This is a genomic window from Streptomyces sp. NPDC025651, from assembly GCF_055558735.1.
The window spans coordinates 144,458-162,965 of sequence record NZ_JBVHLZ010000013.1; the positions used below are offsets into that span (position 1 = coordinate 144,458).

At 71.3% G+C, this 18,508-nt stretch carries 11 protein-coding genes and 1 pseudogene; 9 read left to right on the plus strand and 3 right to left on the minus strand.

Annotation, left to right across the window (positions count from 1 at the left end; all coding sequences use genetic code 11):
• Positions 1 to 43: 43 nt before the first annotated feature.
• The 3 genes and pseudogenes from ACZ4D5_RS36420 to ACZ4D5_RS36430 all read right to left on the minus strand — a co-directional run.
• A pseudogene (locus ACZ4D5_RS36420) lies at positions 44 to 745 on the minus strand (ABC transporter ATP-binding protein); the annotation flags it as partial.
• Positions 746 to 926: 181 nt separating this feature from the next.
• Complete coding sequence (locus ACZ4D5_RS36425; protein ID WP_467776755.1) at positions 927 to 2,306, minus strand: aspartate aminotransferase family protein; 1,380 nt, start codon at positions 2,304 to 2,306, stop codon at positions 927 to 929.
• On the minus strand, positions 2,291 to 2,836 hold the full coding sequence (locus ACZ4D5_RS36430) for an Lrp/AsnC family transcriptional regulator (RefSeq protein WP_362339967.1): 546 nt from the start codon (positions 2,834 to 2,836) through the stop codon (positions 2,291 to 2,293). Before ACZ4D5_RS36430 ends, ACZ4D5_RS36425 begins: the two co-directional genes overlap by 16 nt.
• A gap of 194 nt (positions 2,837 to 3,030) precedes the next feature.
• Between ACZ4D5_RS36430 and ACZ4D5_RS36435 the strand changes: the two genes are divergently transcribed.
• From ACZ4D5_RS36435 to ACZ4D5_RS36475, 9 genes are all read left to right on the plus strand, one after another.
• Positions 3,031 to 4,467 (plus strand): gamma-aminobutyraldehyde dehydrogenase, encoded by a 1,437-nt coding sequence (locus tag ACZ4D5_RS36435; RefSeq protein WP_467776756.1) that lies wholly within the window; start codon positions 3,031 to 3,033, stop codon positions 4,465 to 4,467.
• A gap of 160 nt (positions 4,468 to 4,627) precedes the next feature.
• Positions 4,628 to 5,818 carry an extracellular solute-binding protein gene (locus tag ACZ4D5_RS36440; protein ID WP_467776757.1) on the plus strand — a complete coding sequence of 397 codons (1,191 nt, stop codon included), beginning with the start codon at positions 4,628 to 4,630 and terminating at the stop codon, positions 5,816 to 5,818.
• A 607-nt stretch (positions 5,819 to 6,425) separates the two neighbouring features.
• Positions 6,426 to 12,236, plus strand: a complete 5,811-nt coding sequence (locus ACZ4D5_RS36445) for an amino acid adenylation domain-containing protein (protein WP_467776758.1) — start codon at positions 6,426 to 6,428, stop codon at positions 12,234 to 12,236.
• On the plus strand, positions 12,233 to 12,496 hold the full coding sequence (locus ACZ4D5_RS36450) for an MbtH family protein (RefSeq protein ID WP_467776759.1): 264 nt from the start codon (positions 12,233 to 12,235) through the stop codon (positions 12,494 to 12,496). The genes ACZ4D5_RS36445 and ACZ4D5_RS36450 overlap by 4 nt, the downstream gene beginning before the upstream one ends.
• Positions 12,493 to 13,743, plus strand: a complete 1,251-nt coding sequence (locus ACZ4D5_RS36455; RefSeq protein WP_467776760.1) for an MFS transporter — start codon at positions 12,493 to 12,495, stop codon at positions 13,741 to 13,743. The genes ACZ4D5_RS36450 and ACZ4D5_RS36455 overlap by 4 nt, the downstream gene beginning before the upstream one ends.
• Complete coding sequence (locus tag ACZ4D5_RS36460) at positions 13,736 to 14,710, plus strand: hypothetical protein (RefSeq protein ID WP_467776761.1); 975 nt, start codon at positions 13,736 to 13,738, stop codon at positions 14,708 to 14,710. The genes ACZ4D5_RS36455 and ACZ4D5_RS36460 overlap by 8 nt, the downstream gene beginning before the upstream one ends.
• The gene (locus ACZ4D5_RS36465; protein WP_467776762.1) at positions 14,707 to 15,462 is read left to right on the plus strand and encodes a thioesterase II family protein; all 756 of its coding nucleotides are present in this window, start codon (positions 14,707 to 14,709) and stop codon (positions 15,460 to 15,462) included. The genes ACZ4D5_RS36460 and ACZ4D5_RS36465 overlap by 4 nt, the downstream gene beginning before the upstream one ends.
• Positions 15,462 to 17,231, plus strand: coding sequence for an amino acid adenylation domain-containing protein (locus ACZ4D5_RS36470; RefSeq protein WP_467776763.1), 1,770 nt, complete (start codon positions 15,462 to 15,464; stop codon positions 17,229 to 17,231). Before ACZ4D5_RS36465 ends, ACZ4D5_RS36470 begins: the two co-directional genes overlap by 1 nt.
• Entirely contained in the window at positions 17,228 to 18,487 is a 1,260-nt protein-coding gene (locus ACZ4D5_RS36475; RefSeq protein ID WP_467776764.1) for a cytochrome P450, read from the plus strand. The genes ACZ4D5_RS36470 and ACZ4D5_RS36475 overlap by 4 nt, the downstream gene beginning before the upstream one ends.
• The last annotated feature ends 21 nt before the right edge of the window (positions 18,488 to 18,508 follow it).

Here is an 18,508-nt window from a genome sequence, read left to right on the forward strand (position 1 = left end):
CGGCGTGGACCGGAGTTCCCGGGCCCGCGGAACCGCCCGTGCTTCCTTCGGGGGCGGGCAGGTGCACCGTGTTCACGCGGCGGCCGTCGAGGAGGGTGACGGTGCGGTCGGCGAGGGTGGCGACCTCCGCGTCGTGCGTGGCGAGGACGACCGTGATGCCGTGCGAGCGGGCCGCCGTGGTGAGGGTGCGCAGGACGTGGGCGCGGTCGGCGCGGTGCAGCGGGGCCGTGGGCTCGTCGGCGAAGAGTACCGATGGCGTGGTGACCAGGGCGCGGGCGATGGCGACGCGCTGGCGCTCGGCCTGGAGCAGGGCGTGCGGGCGCTTGCGTGCGCACATGCCGATGTCGAGGCGCTCCAGCCACTCCTGGGCCGCGGGCTTGGAGACGCGGTGCGAGGCGCCGCGCAGCATCAGCGGCAGGGCGACGTTCTCCCAGGCGGTGAGTTCGGGGACGAGCTGCGGCTCGGGGTCGATCCAGCCGAAGCGGTCGCGGCGGAGCCGTTCGCGTACGAGCGGGCCCATCGTGTGGACGGGCGTGCTGTTGAACCACACCTCGCCCTGCTGGGGCAGGAGTTGACCCGAAAGGCACTGCAGGAGCGTGGTCTTGCCGCAGCCGCGCGGGCCGTTCACGGCGAGGATCTCGCCCTCGCGGACACCGAGCGAGACGCCGGTGAGGGCGGGGGAGCCGTTGTGTTTGACGTGCAGGGCGCGTGCCCACAGCACGTCGTTGTCCGGCGGGGCCACCATGGCGTACACCTCGGTTCAGATCAGTTTGCCTCCCCCGTACGGGGGAACGAAGGCGGGGCCGATCGGTCACTGGGCACGCTAGGGATTCGGGCGGACTTGCCCGGAAAGGACGCGGCCCGGGGGCGCCCGTTCTCACTCGAACGGGCGCCCCCGGGGCCGGTGTTGATCCTGCTGTGAGGGACTACAGCTTCGTCCAGGCCTCCGTGAGGACCTGCCGCAGGATGCCCTCGATCTCGTCGAAGGTGTCCTGGGTGGAGATCAGCGGCGGGGCCAGCTGGACGACCGGGTCGCCGCGGTCGTCGGCACGGCAGTACAGGCCGTTGTCGTACAGCGCCTTGGAGAGGAAGCCGTACAGGACGCGCTCGGTCTCCTCGTCGTTGAACGTCTCCTTGGTGTCCTTGTCCTTCACCAGCTCGATGCCGTAGAAGAAGCCGTTGCCGCGGACGTCGCCGACGATCGGCAGGTCCAGGAGCTTGCGGAGGGTCTGGTGGAACGCGTCCTCGTTGTCGAGGACGTGCTGGTTCAGGCCCTCCTTCTCGAAGATGTCGAGGTTGGCGAGGCCGACCGCGGCGGAGACGGGGTGGCCGCCGAAGGTGTAGCCGTGCAGGAAGGTGTTCTCGCCCTTGTAGAACGGCTCGGCGATGCGGTCCGAGACGATGCACGCGCCGATCGGGGAGTAGCCCGAGGTCATGCCCTTGGCGCAGGTGATCATGTCCGGTACGTAGCCGAACTTGTCGCAGGCGAACATCGTGCCGAGGCGGCCGAAGGCGCAGATGACCTCGTCCGAGACGAGCAGCACGTCGTACGTGTCGCAGATCTCGCGCACGCGCTGGAAGTAGCCGGGCGGGGGCGGGAAGCAGCCGCCCGCGTTCTGCACCGGCTCCAGGAAGACGGCGGCGACCGTCTCGGGGCCCTCGAAGAGGATCTCCTGCTCGATCTGGTCGGCGGCCCAGCGGCCGAAGGCCTCGGGGTCGTCGCCGTGGATCGGGGCGCGGTAGATGTTGGTGTTCGGGACCTTGTGCGCGCCGGGGACCAGCGGCTCGAACGGGGCCTTGAGAGCCGGGAGTCCGGTGATGGACAGGGCGCCCTGCGGGGTGCCGTGGTAGGCGACCGCGCGCGAGATGACCTTGTACTTCGTGTGGTTGCCGTTGAGCTTGTGGTACTGCTTCGCCAGCTTCCACGCGGTCTCGACGGCCTCGCCGCCGCCGGTGGTGAAGAAGACCTTGTTGAGGTCGCCCGGCGCGTAGTCGGCCAAACGTTCCGCCAGCTCGACGGCCTTGGGGTGGGCGTAGCTCCACACCGGGAAGAAGGCCAGCTCCTGCGCCTGCTTGTAGGCGGTCTCGGCGAGCTCGTGACGGCCGTGGCCCGCGTTGACGACGAAGAGGCCGGAGAGGCCGTCCAGGTACTTCTTGCCCTTGTCGTCGAAGATGTAGGTGCCCTCGCCACGCACGATGGTGGGGACGGGCGCGTTCTCGTACGACGACATGCGGGTGAAGTGCATCCACAGGTGGTCGTAGGCGGTCTGGCTGAGGTCCTTGCTCACGGCTATCGGGTTCCCCACATGTAGGTCTGCTTCTTGAGCTTCAGATAGACGAAGCTCTCGGTGGAGCGCACGCCGGGGAGGGCGCGGATGCGCTTGTTGATGACTTCGAGCAGGTGGTCGTCGTCCTCGCAGACGATCTCCACCAGGAGGTCGTGCGAGCCCGCGGTCATCACCACGTACTCGGCCTCCGGCATGGCGGCCACGGCGTCCGCGACCGGGTCCACGTCGCCCTCGACGTTGATCCCGACCATCGCCTGCCTGCGGAAGCCCACGGTGAGCGGGTCCGTGACGGCGACGATCTGCATCACGCCCTGGTCGAGCAGCTTCTGGACGCGCTGGCGCACGGCCGCTTCGGACAGGCCCACGGCCTTGCCGATGGCGGCGTACGGACGGCGTCCGTCCTCCTGGAGCTGTTCGATGATCGCCAGAGAGACGGCGTCCACGGGCGGGGTGCCGTTCCCACTGCCGCTCCCGCCGGGGTTCCCGGTTCGAGAGCCGCGGGGGTTGCTGGGGTCTGCGCTGCGACTGGCCACGACCTCACTGTGCACGACGTCTCGTCACTTCCGCAAGGTCGGATCGATGAAATTCGTTGTCTGCGACTTCGATCGTCACGGATTCCGCAGTTCTGGGCTGCTGGGTATGTTGAAAGCGTCGGTGCTGCGACTAGGGTGGGTGTCTCATCCACTGGACATCGGGGCCCGGGGAACCGTCGGGCCCCGTGAATCTGACAGGAGGGCCGGCAGTGACCACCGAGCTGCGCCGTCTGCGCAACTACATCAACGGAGAATTCCGGGACGCGGCCGACGGACGGACCACCGAGGTGATCAATCCGGCGACCGGTGAGGCCTACGCCACCGCGCCGCTGTCGGGTCAGGCCGACGTCGACGCCGCCATGAAGGCCGCGGCCGACGCGTTCCCCGCCTGGCGCGACCTGACGCCCGCCGAGCGGCAGAAGGCCCTGCTCAAGATCGCCGACGCGTTCGAGGAGCGCGCCGAGGACCTCATCGCCGCCGAGGTCGAGAACACGGGCAAGCCGATCGGACTCACGCGGTCCGAGGAGATCCCGCCCATGGTCGACCAGATCCGCTTCTTCGCGGGTGCGGCCCGGATGCTCGAAGGCCGCGCCGCCGGCGAGTACATGGAGGGTCTGACCTCCATCATCCGCCGCGAGCCGGTCGGCGTCTGCGCGCAGGTCGCGCCCTGGAACTACCCGATGATGATGGCCGTGTGGAAGTTCGCCCCGGCGCTCGCCGCGGGCAACACGGTCGTCCTCAAGCCGTCGGACACGACCCCCGCGTCGACCGTCCTGATGGCCGAGATCATCGGCTCCATCGTGCCGCCCGGCGTCTTCAACGTCGTCACCGGCGACCGCGACACCGGCCGCGCCATGGTCGAGCACCCGACCCCGGCGATGGCCTCCATCACCGGCTCCGTGCGGGCCGGTATGCAGGTCGCCGAGTCCGCGTCCAAGGACCTCAAGCGGGTCCACCTGGAGCTCGGCGGCAAGGCTCCCGTCGTCGTCTTCGAGGACACCGACATCGCCGGCGCCGTCGCGGGCATCTCCGAGGCGGGCTTCTTCAACGCCGGTCAGGACTGTACGGCCGCCACGCGCGTGCTCGTCCACGAGTCCATCCACGACGAGTTCGTGACGGCGCTCGCCAAGGCCGCGTCCGACACGAAGACCGGGCAGCCGGACGACGAGGACGTGCTCTACGGCCCGCTCAACAACGCCAACCAGCTGAAGCAGGTCTCCGGCTTCATCGACCGGCTGCCCGCGCACGCCAAGGTCGAGGCGGGCGGCCACCGGGTCGGCGAGAAGGGCTACTTCTACGCCCCGACCGTCGTCTCGGGCCTCAAGCAGGACGACGAGATCATCCAGAACGAGGTCTTCGGCCCGGTCATCACCGTCCAGTCCTTCACGGACGAGGCGCAGGCCGTCGAGTACGCGAACGGCGTGGAGTACGCGCTGGCCTCGTCCGTGTGGACGAAGGACCACGCGCGCGCGATGCGGATGTCCAAGGTCCTCGACTTCGGCTGCGTCTGGATCAACACGCACATCCCGCTGGTGGCGGAGATGCCGCACGGCGGCTTCAAGAAGTCCGGCTACGGCAAGGACCTCTCGGCGTACGGCTTCGACGACTACACGCGCATCAAGCACGTGATGACGTCGATCGGCTGATCGAACGCGCTGCGGCACCGCGGCCCCGCACGGCAACTCCCGTGCGGGGCCGCGTCGTTCCCTTCCACGGGACCGCGCCTGGACAGGGTGTCGGATCGTGGACCGGTCACTCGACGCCTCGTCCATTGTCCGTGCCGGGCCGTCGGGGCATCCTGCCCAGGTGTCAGTCAACCGAGCCACCTCCCGCCCCTCCCGCCGAACCCTCCTGCGCGCCCTCGGCGGCGCCGCCGCACTCGGCTCCCTCGCGGGCTGCGGGGTGCCCGCCGCCTACGTGGAGTCCGGTGACCGGGCGGCGGCCGACCGCTCCGAGCGGGACAGGCGGCTCGTCTTCGCCAACTGGCCGCTCTACATCGACACCGATGACGACGACAAGACGAAGCGGCCCTCGCTGGACGCCTTCGAGAAGCGGACCGGGATCGACGTCCGCTACACGGAGGAGATCAACGACAACGACGAGTTCTTCGGCAAGATCAGCCCGTCCCTGATGAACCACCAGGAGACCGGCCGCGACCTCATCGTCATCAGCGACTGGATGTGCGCCCGTTTCGTGCGGCTGGGCTGGGTGCAGGAGATGGACCGGGCCCGGCAGCCCAACGTCACCAAGTACCTGGACCCGCTGCTGCGTTCACCGCACTTCGACCCGGGCAGGAAGTTCACCGTCCCCTGGCAGTCCGGCATCACCGGCATCGCGTACAACAAGCGCAAGGTCGGCCGCGAGATCAAGCACGTCTCCGACCTGTGGGCCGACGACCTCAAGGGCCACGTCACGCTGCTCTCCGGTCTCGACGAGGCGTTCGCGCTGCTGCTGCAGGGGGACGGCGTCGACATCACCGACTGGAAGGCCGACGACTTCCACCGCATGTGCGACAAGGTCGAGAAGCTGGTGAACAGCCACCACATCCGCCGCTTCACCGGCAACGACTACATCAAGGATCTGTCCAGCGGCGACGTGCTCGCCTGCCAGGCCTACAGCGGCGACGTCATCCAACTCCAGGCGGACAACCCCGACATCGAGTTCGTCGTACCCGAGGAGGGCGCCGAGCTGTGGGCCGAGTCCCTGATGGTCCCCAACCTGGCCCGCCACAAGCGGAACGCCGAGCGGCTCGTCGACTACTACTACGAGCCCGAGGTCGCCGCCGAGTTGGCGGCCTGGGTCAACTACGTCTGCCCCGTCCCCGCGGCCCGCGACGTCCTCGCCTCCTCCAAGGACGAGGAACGCGCCGCCCTCGCCGAGGACCCGCTGATCTTCCCCGACGACGCGATGCGCAAGCGCCTGGTGATCGCGCGGGACATCACGTCGAAGGAGCGCACGGAGTTCGCGAAGCGGTGGAACGCGTTGGCGGGGTTGTAGGGACCGTCCGGACATCTGCCGTGAGGCCCGCCGTCACCGGCGGGCCTCTTTCGTTGTTGACATGTACCTTCAAAATAAGCCACCCCGGCGCGTCCGCACGCGCTTCGGCCCCTCTCCCTCCGCTGTCGACGCACAGTGATCAGTACTGCTCCAGCGGCCCTTTCCGCCTGATCCGCGGCTCCACGCCAGGGATTGAATCCAGTCATTGGTTCTATCTTCACTTGCCCTGTCGTAGTCGCACAGACCTAAGGTAGCGACGGCATCTTGAGTGCCAGTTCTTGCAGCAGACCGTAGGCCGGAAAGCGCTGTCGTGGGAGCGAGGGGGAACGTGCGCCGCACATCGATCGATCGGCTTTCACGTGCCCCGGTATGCCCTTGCGGCGACCGCGCTCCGACGAGCCCCGAAGCTGCCCCCATGTGACGTACACGTGTCCGGGCAGCCGGTAATCCCCGATCTGCTTCTCACCCTTCTTCCCTGCCGCTCTCATGTGTGCCGCAACGGTAATGGCGGTGAAATTCCAGATGGTTTCCCCGCCTGCTTCACCTGTGGCGCCGTGGAAGGGCGATTTCCTTCGATGACCCCCTGCTAGTCGAAAGAAGTCCTCGGTTGACTGACAAAACATGGCTTGGCGCGGCAGGTGCGGCCGATCTGCGTGAGGCGTTCGCCTCGGTCGTCGCCAGGTATCCGGAGCGCGTCGCCGTCAGATGCGACGGCGTCGCGGTCTCCTACGCGGAGCTGGACGCCCTCTCGACAGCGCTCGCCGGCCGCGTCCTCGGGCGGCGGACGGAGGCGGAGAGACCCGTGGCCGTGCTGCTCGAACGCTCCGTCGACATGGTGGTCGCCGCGCTCGCCGCCATCAAGGCCGGACGCCCGTACGTGCCGCTCGACCCCGGGGCTCCCCGGGCCCGCGTCCGGATGATCCTCGATGACGCCCGGCCGGGTGTCGTCATCACCTCGACCGGCCTGCGCGACGGCGTTCCGGACGGCGTCCCCGTGCTGTGCACCGATGAATCCCGGGACGGCACGGAGAATGCGCTCCCCGTTTCCCTCGCGCCGTCCGACTCCTCGGACTGTGCGTACGTCATCTTCACCTCGGGTACCACCGGGCGACCCAAGGGCGTGGCGGTTTCGCACCGCAACGTTCTGCGTTTGTTCACCGCCACCGCGTCCTTCTTCGAATTCGGCTGCGACGACGTGTGGAGCATGTTCCACTCCTTCGCCTTCGACTTCTCCGTATGGGAGATGTGGGGTCCGCTCCTGACCGGCGGCTCCGTCGTGGTCGTTCCCTCGAAGATCGCGAAGGACCCCGCGGCATTCCGGCGGCTGCTGAGCGACGAACGCGTCACCGTACTGAGCCAGACGCCCACGGCTTTCCGGCAACTCGTCGCCGAGGACGTGCGATACGACGAGAAACTTCCGACGAAGAATGTCGTCTTCGGGGGAGAGGCGCTGAATTTCGGGGATCTCGCGCCATGGGTGGCCAAATACGGTGACAGTTCACCGCGGCTGATCAACATGTACGGGATCACCGAGATCACCGTCCACGCCACGTACCGCCGGGTGACGAGCGCCGACCTGAGCGAGGAGCGGAGCCTGATCGGCAGGCCCCTGCCCGATCTGGACGTCCTGATCGTCGACGAGGACCTGGCGCCCGTACCCACGGGCGAGCAGGGCGAGATGGTCGTGACGGGACCCGGGGTGGCGCTCGGCTACCTCGGGCGGCCGGAGCTGACCGCCGAGCGCTTCGTCGAACTTCCCGGCCCCGACGGGCGGACCGTGCGCGGATACCGCTCCGGCGACCTGGCGCGGCGGCGCGCCGACGGCGACCTGGAGTACCTGGGCCGCTCCGACGACCAGGTCAAGATCCGTGGATTCCGGATCGAACTCGGCGAGATCGAGGCCGTGTTGGGCTCCCACCCCGCGGTGCGGCACGCGGTCGCGGCCGTCCGCACCGACCCGGAGGGCGCCCCCCTGCTCGTCGGTTACGCGGTCCCCGCGGACGGGGCCGACCCGGGCGAGCGGGAACTCCGCGAGCACACGGCCCGGCTGCTGCCCGACTACATGGTGCCGGCCGCGTTCGTGACCGTGGACGAGATCCCGATGACCGCGAACGGGAAGCTGGACCGTGCCGCGCTGCCCGCTCCCGGTCCGGCCGCGACGCGGGGCGGGTCAGGACGTGGCCCGCGGTCGCTGCGCGAGGAACTGCTGTGCGGGCTCTTCGCCGAAGTGCTCGGCCGCACCGCGGTGGGCATCGACGACGACTTCTTCCGCCTCGGCGGCCATTCGCTGATGGCGATCCGGCTGGTGAACCGCATCCGCGCGGTGGTCGGCATCGAGGTCGGGATCGCGGACCTCTTCGAGGCGAGGACCGTCGCCGCGCTCGCGGAGCGCGGTCCGGTCCGGCAACGGCTGCCCCTGACGCCCCGCGACCGGGGGACCGAGACGCCGCTGTCGTTCGCCCAGCAGCGGCTGTGGCTGCTCAGTCACGTGCACGGCATGAACCCCGCGTACCACATCCCGTACGCCCTGCACCTGACAGGACGCGTGGACGTCGAGGCCCTGCGGCGCGCGCTGTGCGACGTGACGGAGCGCCACGAGGTGCTGCGCACGCTCTACCCCGACCGGGAAGGCACCCCGTACCAGCGCGTCCTCGCGCCCCACGAGCGGCCGCCACGGCTGGAGTTGGCGCATCCGGGCCCGGAGGAGCTCGACGAGCACATCCGGCGGGTCGCCCGCGCGCCGTTCGACCTGGCGAGGGACCTCCCGCTGCGCGCCGCCCTGTTCGTCCGGGACGAGGAACACAGCGTCCTCGTCCTGGTGCTGCACCACATCGCCGGCGACGGCTGGTCCCTCGAACCGCTGATGCGCGACCTGGGGGAGGCCTACGCGGCGCGGCTCGAAGGGCGCGCGCCCGCCTACGAGCCCCTCCCCGTGCAGTACGCCGACTTCGCCCTGTGGCAGCGCGAACTGCTCGGGGAGAGCGACGACCCCGACAGCACGGCCCGGCGCCAACTCGACTTCTGGACCGCGTACCTGCGCGACGCGCCCCTCGAACTCGACCTGCCCGTCGACCGTCCCCGCCCCGCCGCGGCGAGCTTCCGCGGCGGCATGGTCCCCGTCGACCTCGACGTGGACCTGCACGGCCGACTGGCCGACCTGGCCCGGCGGAGCGGCGCCACCGTGAACATGGTGCTCCAGGCCGCGGTGGCGGGGCTGCTCACCCGGCTCGGCGCCGGGACCGACATCCCCATCGGCAACGCCATCGCGGGACGCACCGACGACGCCGTGCACCCCCTCGTCGGGTTCTTCGTGAACACCCTGGTCACCCGCACCGACACCGCGGGCGACCCGACCTTCGCCGAACTGCTGCGCCGGGTGCGGACCGGGAACCTGGCCGCGTACGACCACCAGGACCTGCCCTTCGAGCGGCTGGTCGAAATCCTCAACCCCGTGCGCTCCGCGGCACGTCACCCGCTGTTCCAGGTCATGCTCGCCTCCCAGAGCAGCATCCCCGCGGGCGCCTCTCTCGGCCCGCTCGGTGTGGACGCGCGCCCGGTGGACAACGGCACCGCCAAGTTCGACCTGTCGTTCAAGTTCGACGAGCGCAGGACGGCCGAGGGTGCCCCCGCGGGCGTCGTGGGCGTGGTGGAGTTCAACGGCGACCTCTTCGAGCGCGCCACCGCCGAGCGCATCGGGGCCCGCCTGGTCCGGCTGCTCCGCGCCGTCGCCGACCGCCCCGACCTGCCGCTGAGCGGCATCGAGATACTCGACGAGGCCGAGCGCGCCCAGCTGATCACCGGCTGGAACGACACCGCCGCCGCGCTGCCCGAAGCCCCCACGGTCAGCGCGCTCGTGGAGGACCAGGCGGACCGCACGCCGGACGCCGTGGCCCTCGTACAAGGGACGACCCGGTGGACGTACCGCCGGCTCGACGAGCGGGCCGACCGGTACGCCCGGCTGCTGCACGACATGGGCGCGGGCCCCGAGCACCGGATCGGCCTGTGCCTGCGGCGCGGGCCCGAGCTGGTCGCGGCCGTCCTCGGCGTGTGGAAGGCGGGCGCGGCGTACGTGCCGCTGGACCCGGACTATCCCGCGGAGCGGCTGTCGTACATGTTCGGCGACAGCGGCGCGTCCGTCCTGCTCACCGAGAGCGACCTGGCGGACGGCCTCACTCTCCCGGCCGCGGCGCGGGTCGTGCGCGTCGACGACGACGCCCGCCTGGCGGCCGCCGCGACGCGCCTGCCCCGCACGGCCCGGGCGCACAACCTCGCCTACGTCATCTACACCTCGGGTTCCACGGGCCGTCCCAAGAGCGTGATGATCGAACACGGCGGGGTGGTCAACCGCCTTCGGGACGTCGTCGACCGTTTCGCGCTCACCGCGCAGGACGTGAGCCTGCAGATCACGTCCATCGGGTTCGAGCCGCCGGTGCGGGAGATCTTCGGTCCGCTCGCCACGGGTGCCTCCGTCGCGCTGCTGCCCCCGGAAGGCGCCCGCGACCCGGAGGTGGTGGTCCGCACCATCCGGGAGAGCCGGCCCACCGTCGTCCTGTGCGTGGTGCCCTCGCTCCTCGAGTCGCTCATCGTCTACGGCGGCGCGGACCCCGCCGACTTCGCCTCGCTGCGGCTCGTCGCCACCGGCGGAGAAGCGCTGCGCCCGGCGGAGGCACGGGAGTTGAGGGACACGTGGGGCTGCGAGGTGGTCAACCAGTACGGCCCCACGGAGACCACGATGATGGCCTGCGTCCACCCGGTGCGCGCCGAGGACCTCTCCGGACGGATCCCGGTCGGACGCCCGCTGGCCAACACCCGGGTGTACGTCCTCGACGCGGCGCTGCGGCCCGCCCCGGTCGGGGTGCCGGGCGAGGTCTACCTCGCGGGCGTCGGCACCGGGCGCGGCTACCACGGGCAGCCCGGCCTCACCGTGGCCCGCTTCGTCGCGAACCCCTTCGGCGCCCCGGGCGAGCGGATGTACCGCAGCGGCGACGTGGCGCGGTGGCGGGCCGACGGTCGCCTGGACTTCGTCGGGCGGGCCGACGACCAGGTCAAGGTCCGGGGCTTCAGGATCGAGCTCGGTGAGATCGAGACCGTCCTGTCCGCCCATCCGCAGGTGGCGCGCGCGGCCGTGATCGTCCGGGAGGACCGGCCCGGCGACAGGCGCCTCGCGGCGTACCTCGTGCCCGCCGACGCCGTCGACCCCGCCGACCGCGCCGAACCGGCCCAGCTGCGCGACCACTTGGCCGGACAGCTGCCCGACCACATGGTCCCGGCCGCGTTCGTCTGGCTGGACGCCCTGCCGCTGCGCGGCAACGGCAAGCTCAACCGGGATCTGCTGCCCGCGCCGGACATCACCCCGCAGGGCGGGTTCAGGGCGCCGCGCTCTCCGAAGGAGGAGATCCTCTGCGGCCTGTTCGCCGAGGTGCTCGGCGTCTCACCGGTCGGCATCGACGACGACTTCTTCGAGCTCGGCGGCCACTCGCTGCTCGCGGCCCGGCTGATCAGCAAGGTGCGCGCCGTCCTCGGCCTCGAACTGGCCATGCGCAGCATCTTCGAGGCACCGACCGTCGCGGGCCTCGTCCAGCGGCTCGGCACCGACAGCACCGCCGACGCCCTGCAGCTGATGCTGCCGCTGCGCGCGCAGGGCGACGGGCCCCCGCTGTTCTGCGTCCACCCCGGCGGGGGGCTCAGCTGGAGTTACGCCGGGTTCCTCAAGTACGTCCGGCCCGATGTCCCGGTCTACGGGATCCAGGCCAGGGGGCTGCTGACCCCCGACGACATGCCGGGCAGCGTCGAGGAGATGGCGGCCCACTACGTCGAGGAGATCCGGGCCGTCCAGCCCGAAGGGCCCTACCGCCTGCTCGGCTGGTCGTTCGGCGGCATCGTCGCCTTCGAGATCGCCGTGCAGCTGCAGCGGCAGGGCGCGGAAGTCGGCCTGCTCACGATGCTCGACTGCTATCCCGGGGTGCCGAACCACTACCGCATCGACGACCGCAGCATGATCGTCTCCCTGCTCGACCCGTCCAGGCCGCAGGTGGTGCCGCAGGAAGGGTCACCGGAGATCGCCAAGGCCGTGGAGATCCTCAAACAGGACACCGGAGCCCTGGCCAGCCTCGACGAGTCCCAACTCGTGGCGCTGCTGACGGTCATGGCGCACAACCGGCGCATCGTCGCGGCGCACGAGCCGGGCACGTTCGACGGCGACGTCCTGTTCTTCCTCGCCACCCAAGGGCGTACGGAAGGCGCACCGACCGCCGAGATCTGGCACAAGCACGTGCGCGGCACCGTCGTCTGCCACCCCATCGACTCCACCCACACCACCATGAACCGGCCCGAACCCCTGGCGGAGATCGGCGGATTCCTCGCCGAAGCCCTGGACCGCGCCGCCGACAGCACCCGCCCGAAGGGGACCGCACAGTGACGAATCCGTTCGAAGACGCCGACGGCCGATTCCAGGTCCTGGTCAACGCCGAGGGCCAGTACTCGCTCTGGCCGGTCTTCGCCGAGGTCCCGGCCGGCTGGACCGTGGCACACCCGGAGGACACCCGGCAGGCGTGCCTGGACCACGTCGAGGCCCAGTGGACCGACATGCGGCCCAGGAGCCTCGTCGAGGCCACTGCCCAGGCCGAGGCCACCGCCGAAGCCGAGGCCACCGCCGCTGCCGAGGCGGGCCGCTCATGAAGGACTTCGCCATCCTCAAGGACCGTGCCGTCTGCGCCCTGTTCCTGGCGCGGCTCGTGTCCCTGCTCGGCAACGCCATCGCGCCCGTCGCCATCGCCTTCGCCGTCCTGGAGACGCCGGGTGCCTCCGCCTCGTCCCTGGGCCTCGTCCTCACCGGCAGGCTCCTGGCCCAGGTCACGTTCGTCCTCCTCGGCGGGCTCATCGCGGACCGGCTGCCGAAGCAGCGGGTCATGGTCGGCGCGGACCTGGCCGCCGGCGCGGTGCAGGCGATCGTCGCCGCCCTGGTGATCACGTCGAACGCCTCCGCGCTCGGCCTGGCCGGACTCGCCGCACTCAGCGGCGCCGCGGCCGCGCTCTTCGAGCCCGCCTCGCGGTCCCTGATGCCGCAGCTCGTGTCCGGCGACGCGCTCCAGTCCGCCAACGCCCTGCTCAAGCTGTCGATGCGCGGCGGCAGCATCATCGGCGCCGCCCTCGCGGGCGTCCTGGTGGCGCTCATCGGCGTGGGACCGACCATCGCCGTGGACGCCGCCACCTTCCTGGTCTCCGCGCTCCTCCTGCTGACCATCCGGGTCCGTCTCCCCGCACCGCCCGCGGCGGGGCCGAGCCTTCTGGTCCAACTCAAGGAGGGCTGGCAGGAGTTCACCTCGCGCCAGTGGGTCTGGGTGATCGTCGCCCAGCTCGCGTTCGTGAACGTCCTGCTGGCCGGCGCCTTCTACGTACTGGGCCCGGTCGTGGCGGAGGCCTCGCTCGGCGGCGCGACGGCCTGGAGCGCGGTGCTCACCGCACAGGCCATCGGCTTCGTCCTCGGCACGGTGGCGGCCATGAAGGTGCGGCCCCGCAACCCGATCCGGACCGCCGCCCTGCTCACCGTCGGCTTCCCGCTGCCGCTGTTCCTGCTGGCGGGCCACGCCCCCGTCTACGCGATCGCCGTGGCCGCGTTCCTGGCCGCCATCTGCATCGACGTCTACGAAGTCACCATCGACACCGCCCTGCAGAAGCACGTGCCGCCCGAGGCGCTGGCGCGGGTGATGTCGTACGAGTCGCTCGGCTCCTTCGCCTTCGTCCCGCTCGGCCTCGCGGTCGCCGGACCGGTCGCGGACGCCGTGGGCACGGGCGCCGCGCTGACCGGCGCCGGAGTGCTGATCATGCTCGCCGGGCCGATCGTCGTGCTGCTCCCCTCCATCCGCCGGGTCCAGGCCCCCGACCCGCAGGCGGGCGAGGCGAAACAGGACGTGGCCAGTGCCTGAGCCGCGGGACTTCACCGCGCCGCGCTCCCGCCACGCCGGACGCGGCGCCTCCGACACCCTCATCGACGCACACCCCTCGCAGGAGCAGGACGTGACATCAGCCAACGAGACCCCGGCCGTCGCCGAGCCCGCCAAGCCCGTCACCGGTTGGAGCGGCTCCCCGGACTACTTCACCATCCGCGAGTACACGGCGTTCGACCCGCAGGCCGTCGTGGACGTGCTCCGCGGCAGGGTCGCGGGCGCCATGTTCCGCGGCATGCTCGCCCCGGAGACCTGCCGGACCATCGCCGAACGGTTCTGGGACAGCCCGCATCGCCGGACCCGCGGCGCCGAGGCGCCCGGCTACTTCCTGGGCGCGTACCACTACCACAAGACGACGGAGGCCTATCTGCGGGAGTCCGCCGAGATGGCCGAGGCCCTCGCCGCGGTCGTCGACGTCCCCGACAACCCGCTCCGGCGCTTCTACGGAGGACTGGCCGAGGCCCTCGCCCCCGACGGCGCCGACGTGCGCCTGGCCCGCCACGACGGCGCCCCCGCCTGCCGGGGCCTGCTGCGCTCCTGGCACGGGCAGGGGGAGTACGCCCTGGCCCCGCACGACGACCGGTCGCAGTGCACCGAGCCGCGGCAGGCGGACTTCGAGATCCAACGGGTCGTCCACCACGACGTGGTGGCCCTGAACATGTGCCTGGAGAACGGCAGCGGCGGCCGCCTCGCCTACTGGAACATCCAGCCCGACGACGAGAGCAAGCACCGCCTGGGACTCCACCACACCGGCTCCCCCTACCCGTTGGAGTCCCTCGACGGCATCGAGATGAAGTGGGTCGAGGTCGACGCCGGTGACGTGTACGTCTTCAACGGCGCCCATGTGCACGCCGTGGAGCCCAACACCGACCCGGAGCTGCGGCGCACCACCCTCGCCGGGATCTTCGGCTTCGCCGACGACGCGACCGTGGTCTCGTGGACATGAGTACGCCGCCCCTCTTCCCGCGCTGGCTGCTCCGCAAGCCGTCCGAGGACGCCGTCGCCCGCGTCTTCTGCTTCCCCTACTCAGGCGTCGGCGCCTCGATGTTCAACCAGTGGCCGCAGACGTTCGACGGGGTCGAGGTGTGCCCGATCCAGCTGCCCGCCCGCGAGAACCGCATCCGCGACGCCCACTTCGGTACGTACGAGCAACTGGCGGCCGACGTGGTGGAGGCCCTGCTGCCCTACCTGGACCGCCCGTTCGCCTTCTTCGGGCACTGCGCGGGGTCCCTGCCGGCCTTCGAGACGGCACGGCGCCTCGCGGACCTGGGACTGCCCACTCCCGCGCGGCTCGTGGTGTCCGCGCAGGTCGCACCGCACCACTGCCCCAACGACCGGTTCCTGGACATGGACGACACCGCGCTGGGCGCCGAACTCGCCGAGATCACCGTCGCCCGGGGCAGCGAACCCCACCCCCTGCTCATCGAGCTGACCCTCCAGGTACTGCACCAGGACCTCGCCGCCAACCGCGTCTACACCCGCCAGGAACCGGTGCGGCTGCCGTCACCGGTCACCGTGGTCCAGTGGTCCGACGACCGTGAGATCACCCCCGCCCAGATGGAGGGCTGGCGGCACTATGCCGACGACGTGCGGTTCGCCGAACTGGAGGGCGGGCACTACGCGTTCCTCTCCGCGCCGCCCGCGCTGCTGTCCCTGCTCGGGGACATCGCCGCGCCGACTCCCCTAGGAGGCCCTTGATGGCGGACACGATCGTCTCCGCGTTCGAGAGCGTCGCCCGCGTCCACCCCGACCGGGTCGCCGTGAACGCGCCGGACGCCGCGCTGACGTACGCCCAACTGGACGCGCGCGCCAACCAGTTGGCCCATCACCTGCGTGCCGTCGGCGTCGGCGTGGGGGACACGGTCGGCCTCGACGCCGACCGCTCCGCCGACACCGTCGTCATGGCGCTCGCGATCCTCAAGGCCGGCGCCGGCCACCTCGCCCTGGACCCGCACCAGCCGGCCGGGCGCAGGAGCGAAGTGCTCGACGACGCCGGCGCCGACGTCGTCCTGACCCGGCAGGGGCGCGTGGTCCCCGGCGTGCCCGCCTCCTGCAGGGTCATCGACCTCGACGCCGGGCGCGCGGCGCTCGCGGACCGCCCGGCCACCGCGCCCGGCGTCCCGCTCACCCCCGACGACCTCGCCTACGTCGCCTACACGTCGGGCTCCACGGGCCGGCCCAAGGGCGTGTGCGTGCCGCACCGCGCGGTCGTGCGACTCGTCGTCGACGAGGACTTCGTCCGCATCCGGCCGGACGACGTCTTCCTCCATTTCGCGCCCCTCGCGTTCGACGCCTCCACGCTGGAGGTGTGGGGGCCGCTCCTGAACGGCGGCCGGCTCGCCGTGCCCCCGGACGGCGATCTCTCCCTGGACGAGCTGACCGCCTTCCTGCGGGCCGAGCGGGTCACCGTCATGTGGCTCACCGCCGGGCTCTTCCACCGCCTCGCCGACCGGGGCATCCCCGAACTCCCCGCGCTGCGCTGCCTCCTGGCCGGCGGGGACGCCCTGTCCGGGCCGCATGTCGACCGGGCCCTGCGCGCCCTGCCGGGCGCCGCCGTCATCAACGGCTACGGCCCCACCGAGAACACCACCTTCACCTGCTGCCACCGCTTCACCGCCCCGCTCGACGGAGCCCCGGTGCCGATCGGCACCGCCATCCGGGGCACGCGTGCGTACGTACTCGACGCGTCGCTGCGGCCCGTCCCCGAAGGAGCGGAGGGCGAGCTGTACGCGGCGGGCGAAGGCCTGGCGCACGGCTACCTCGGCGACCCGGCCCAGACGGCCGAACGCTTCGTCGCCGCCCCCTCGGGCCCGCCCGGCACGCGCATGTACCGCACCGGCGACCGGGTGCGCCACCTGCCCGGCGGTGCCCTGGAGTTCGTGGGGCGCGGCGACGACCAGGTCAAGATCCGGGGCTTCCGCGTCGAGCCCGGGGAGGTCGCCGCGGCCCTGACCGGCCTCGGCGACGTGGCCCAGGCCGTGGTCACCGCCCACCGCACGCGCTCCGGCGAACGCCGCCTGGTGGCGCACGTCGTCGCCGTGCCGGGAGCCGATCCGTCGCCGCTCGCCCTGCGCGCCGAACTGGCGGCGAAGCTGCCCGGCTACGCCGTGCCCGCGCTCATCCGGATCACGGACGCCCTGCCGCTCACCGGGAACGGCAAGGTCGACCGCGCCGCCCTGGCGGCGGCCGATTCCCGCGAGCGCCCCGAACTCAACGCGCCCCACCGCGAACCCGGCACCCCGCTGGAGGAAGCCATGGTCCACCTGTGGACCGACCGCATGGAGCTCCTGGGAATCGGCGCCGACGACGACTTCTTCGAGCTCGGCGGCCACTCCCTGCTCGCGGTGACGCTGATCACCGCGCTCAAGAAGGAGTACGGGATCGACATCTCCCCGCTGGACTTCTATCTGGACCCCAGCCCGGCCGGCCTGGCCCGGTCCCTGGAGAAGGCCGGGCTGCACCTGTGAGGATCACGGCACCCACCGCTCCCGACCGCGTCGACCTGGACCGGATCGACCTGTTCGACCCCCGCTTCCACTCCGACGGCGACCCCCACACGGTCTGGGCGGCCCTGCGCCGCAGGGCCCCGCTGCACCGCCAGGAGCTCCCCGACGGCAGGGCCTTCTGGTCGGTGACCCGCTACGACGACGCCTGCCGTGTCCTGGGCGACCACGACGCCTTCACCTCCGAACGCGGCAGTCTCCTGGGCCAGCTCGGCCGCCACGACGCCGCGTCGGGCCGCATGCTGGTCGCCACCGACCCGCCCCGCCACACCGAACTGCGCCGCCCCTTGAACCGGTTGTTCACCGGCAAGGCGCTCGCGAGCACCGAAGCGCGCATACGACAGGCGGTGCGCACGGTCCTCGCGCCCGCCGGGGACGGCGCGGAATGGGACCTCGCGCGGCAGGCCGCGATGCTGCCGATGGCCGTCGCGGGACTGCTGCTCGACCTGCCGGAGGAGGACTGGCCGCGGATCGTGCGCTGGACGGGCATGGCGGCGGCGCCCGAGGACCCCGAGTTCCGTGTCAACAACGGGTTCACCACCCTGGCGGTCGCCCATCACGAGCTGTTCGCCTACCTCAAAGAGCAGCACAGGCTCCGGGCGGGCACCCCGGGTGACGACGCGTTCCGGCTCCTGATGACCATGCACGCGGGCGAAGGGCCGCTCACCGTGGAGGAGGTCGTCGTCAACTGCTACAGCGTGCTGCTCGGCGCCAACGCCACCACCCCCCACACGGCGGCAGGCACGGTCCTCGCCCTCCTCGAACACCCCGACGCGTTCCGGGCCGTGCGGCAGGACCCGTCCCTGATCCCCTCGCTCGTCGAGGAGGGACTGCGCTGGACCTCCGCGGCCAGCAGCTTCCTGCGCCACGCGGAGCACGACGTCGAACTCGACGGGGGCACGGTGCCCAAGGGCGACGCCGTCGCGGTGTGGGTCGGTTCGGCCAACCGCGACGAGTCCGTGTTCCCCGACCCCTACCGGTTCGATCCGGCCCGCACCGGCAACCGGCACATCGCGTTCGGCTTCGGACCGCACTACTGCCTCGGGGCGGCCGTGGCCAGGCTCACCCTGCGCCTCTTCCTCGAGGAGGCCCTCTCGCTCGTCGACACCTGGGAACTGGCCGGTGAACCCCGCCATCTCGCGTCGAACTTCGTCGCGGGACTCACCGCGCTCCCCGTCCGCACCACGGTGCGCTCCGGTACGTCCCGGTCGGCCGTATGAAGCCGTATGAAGGAGAGGAAC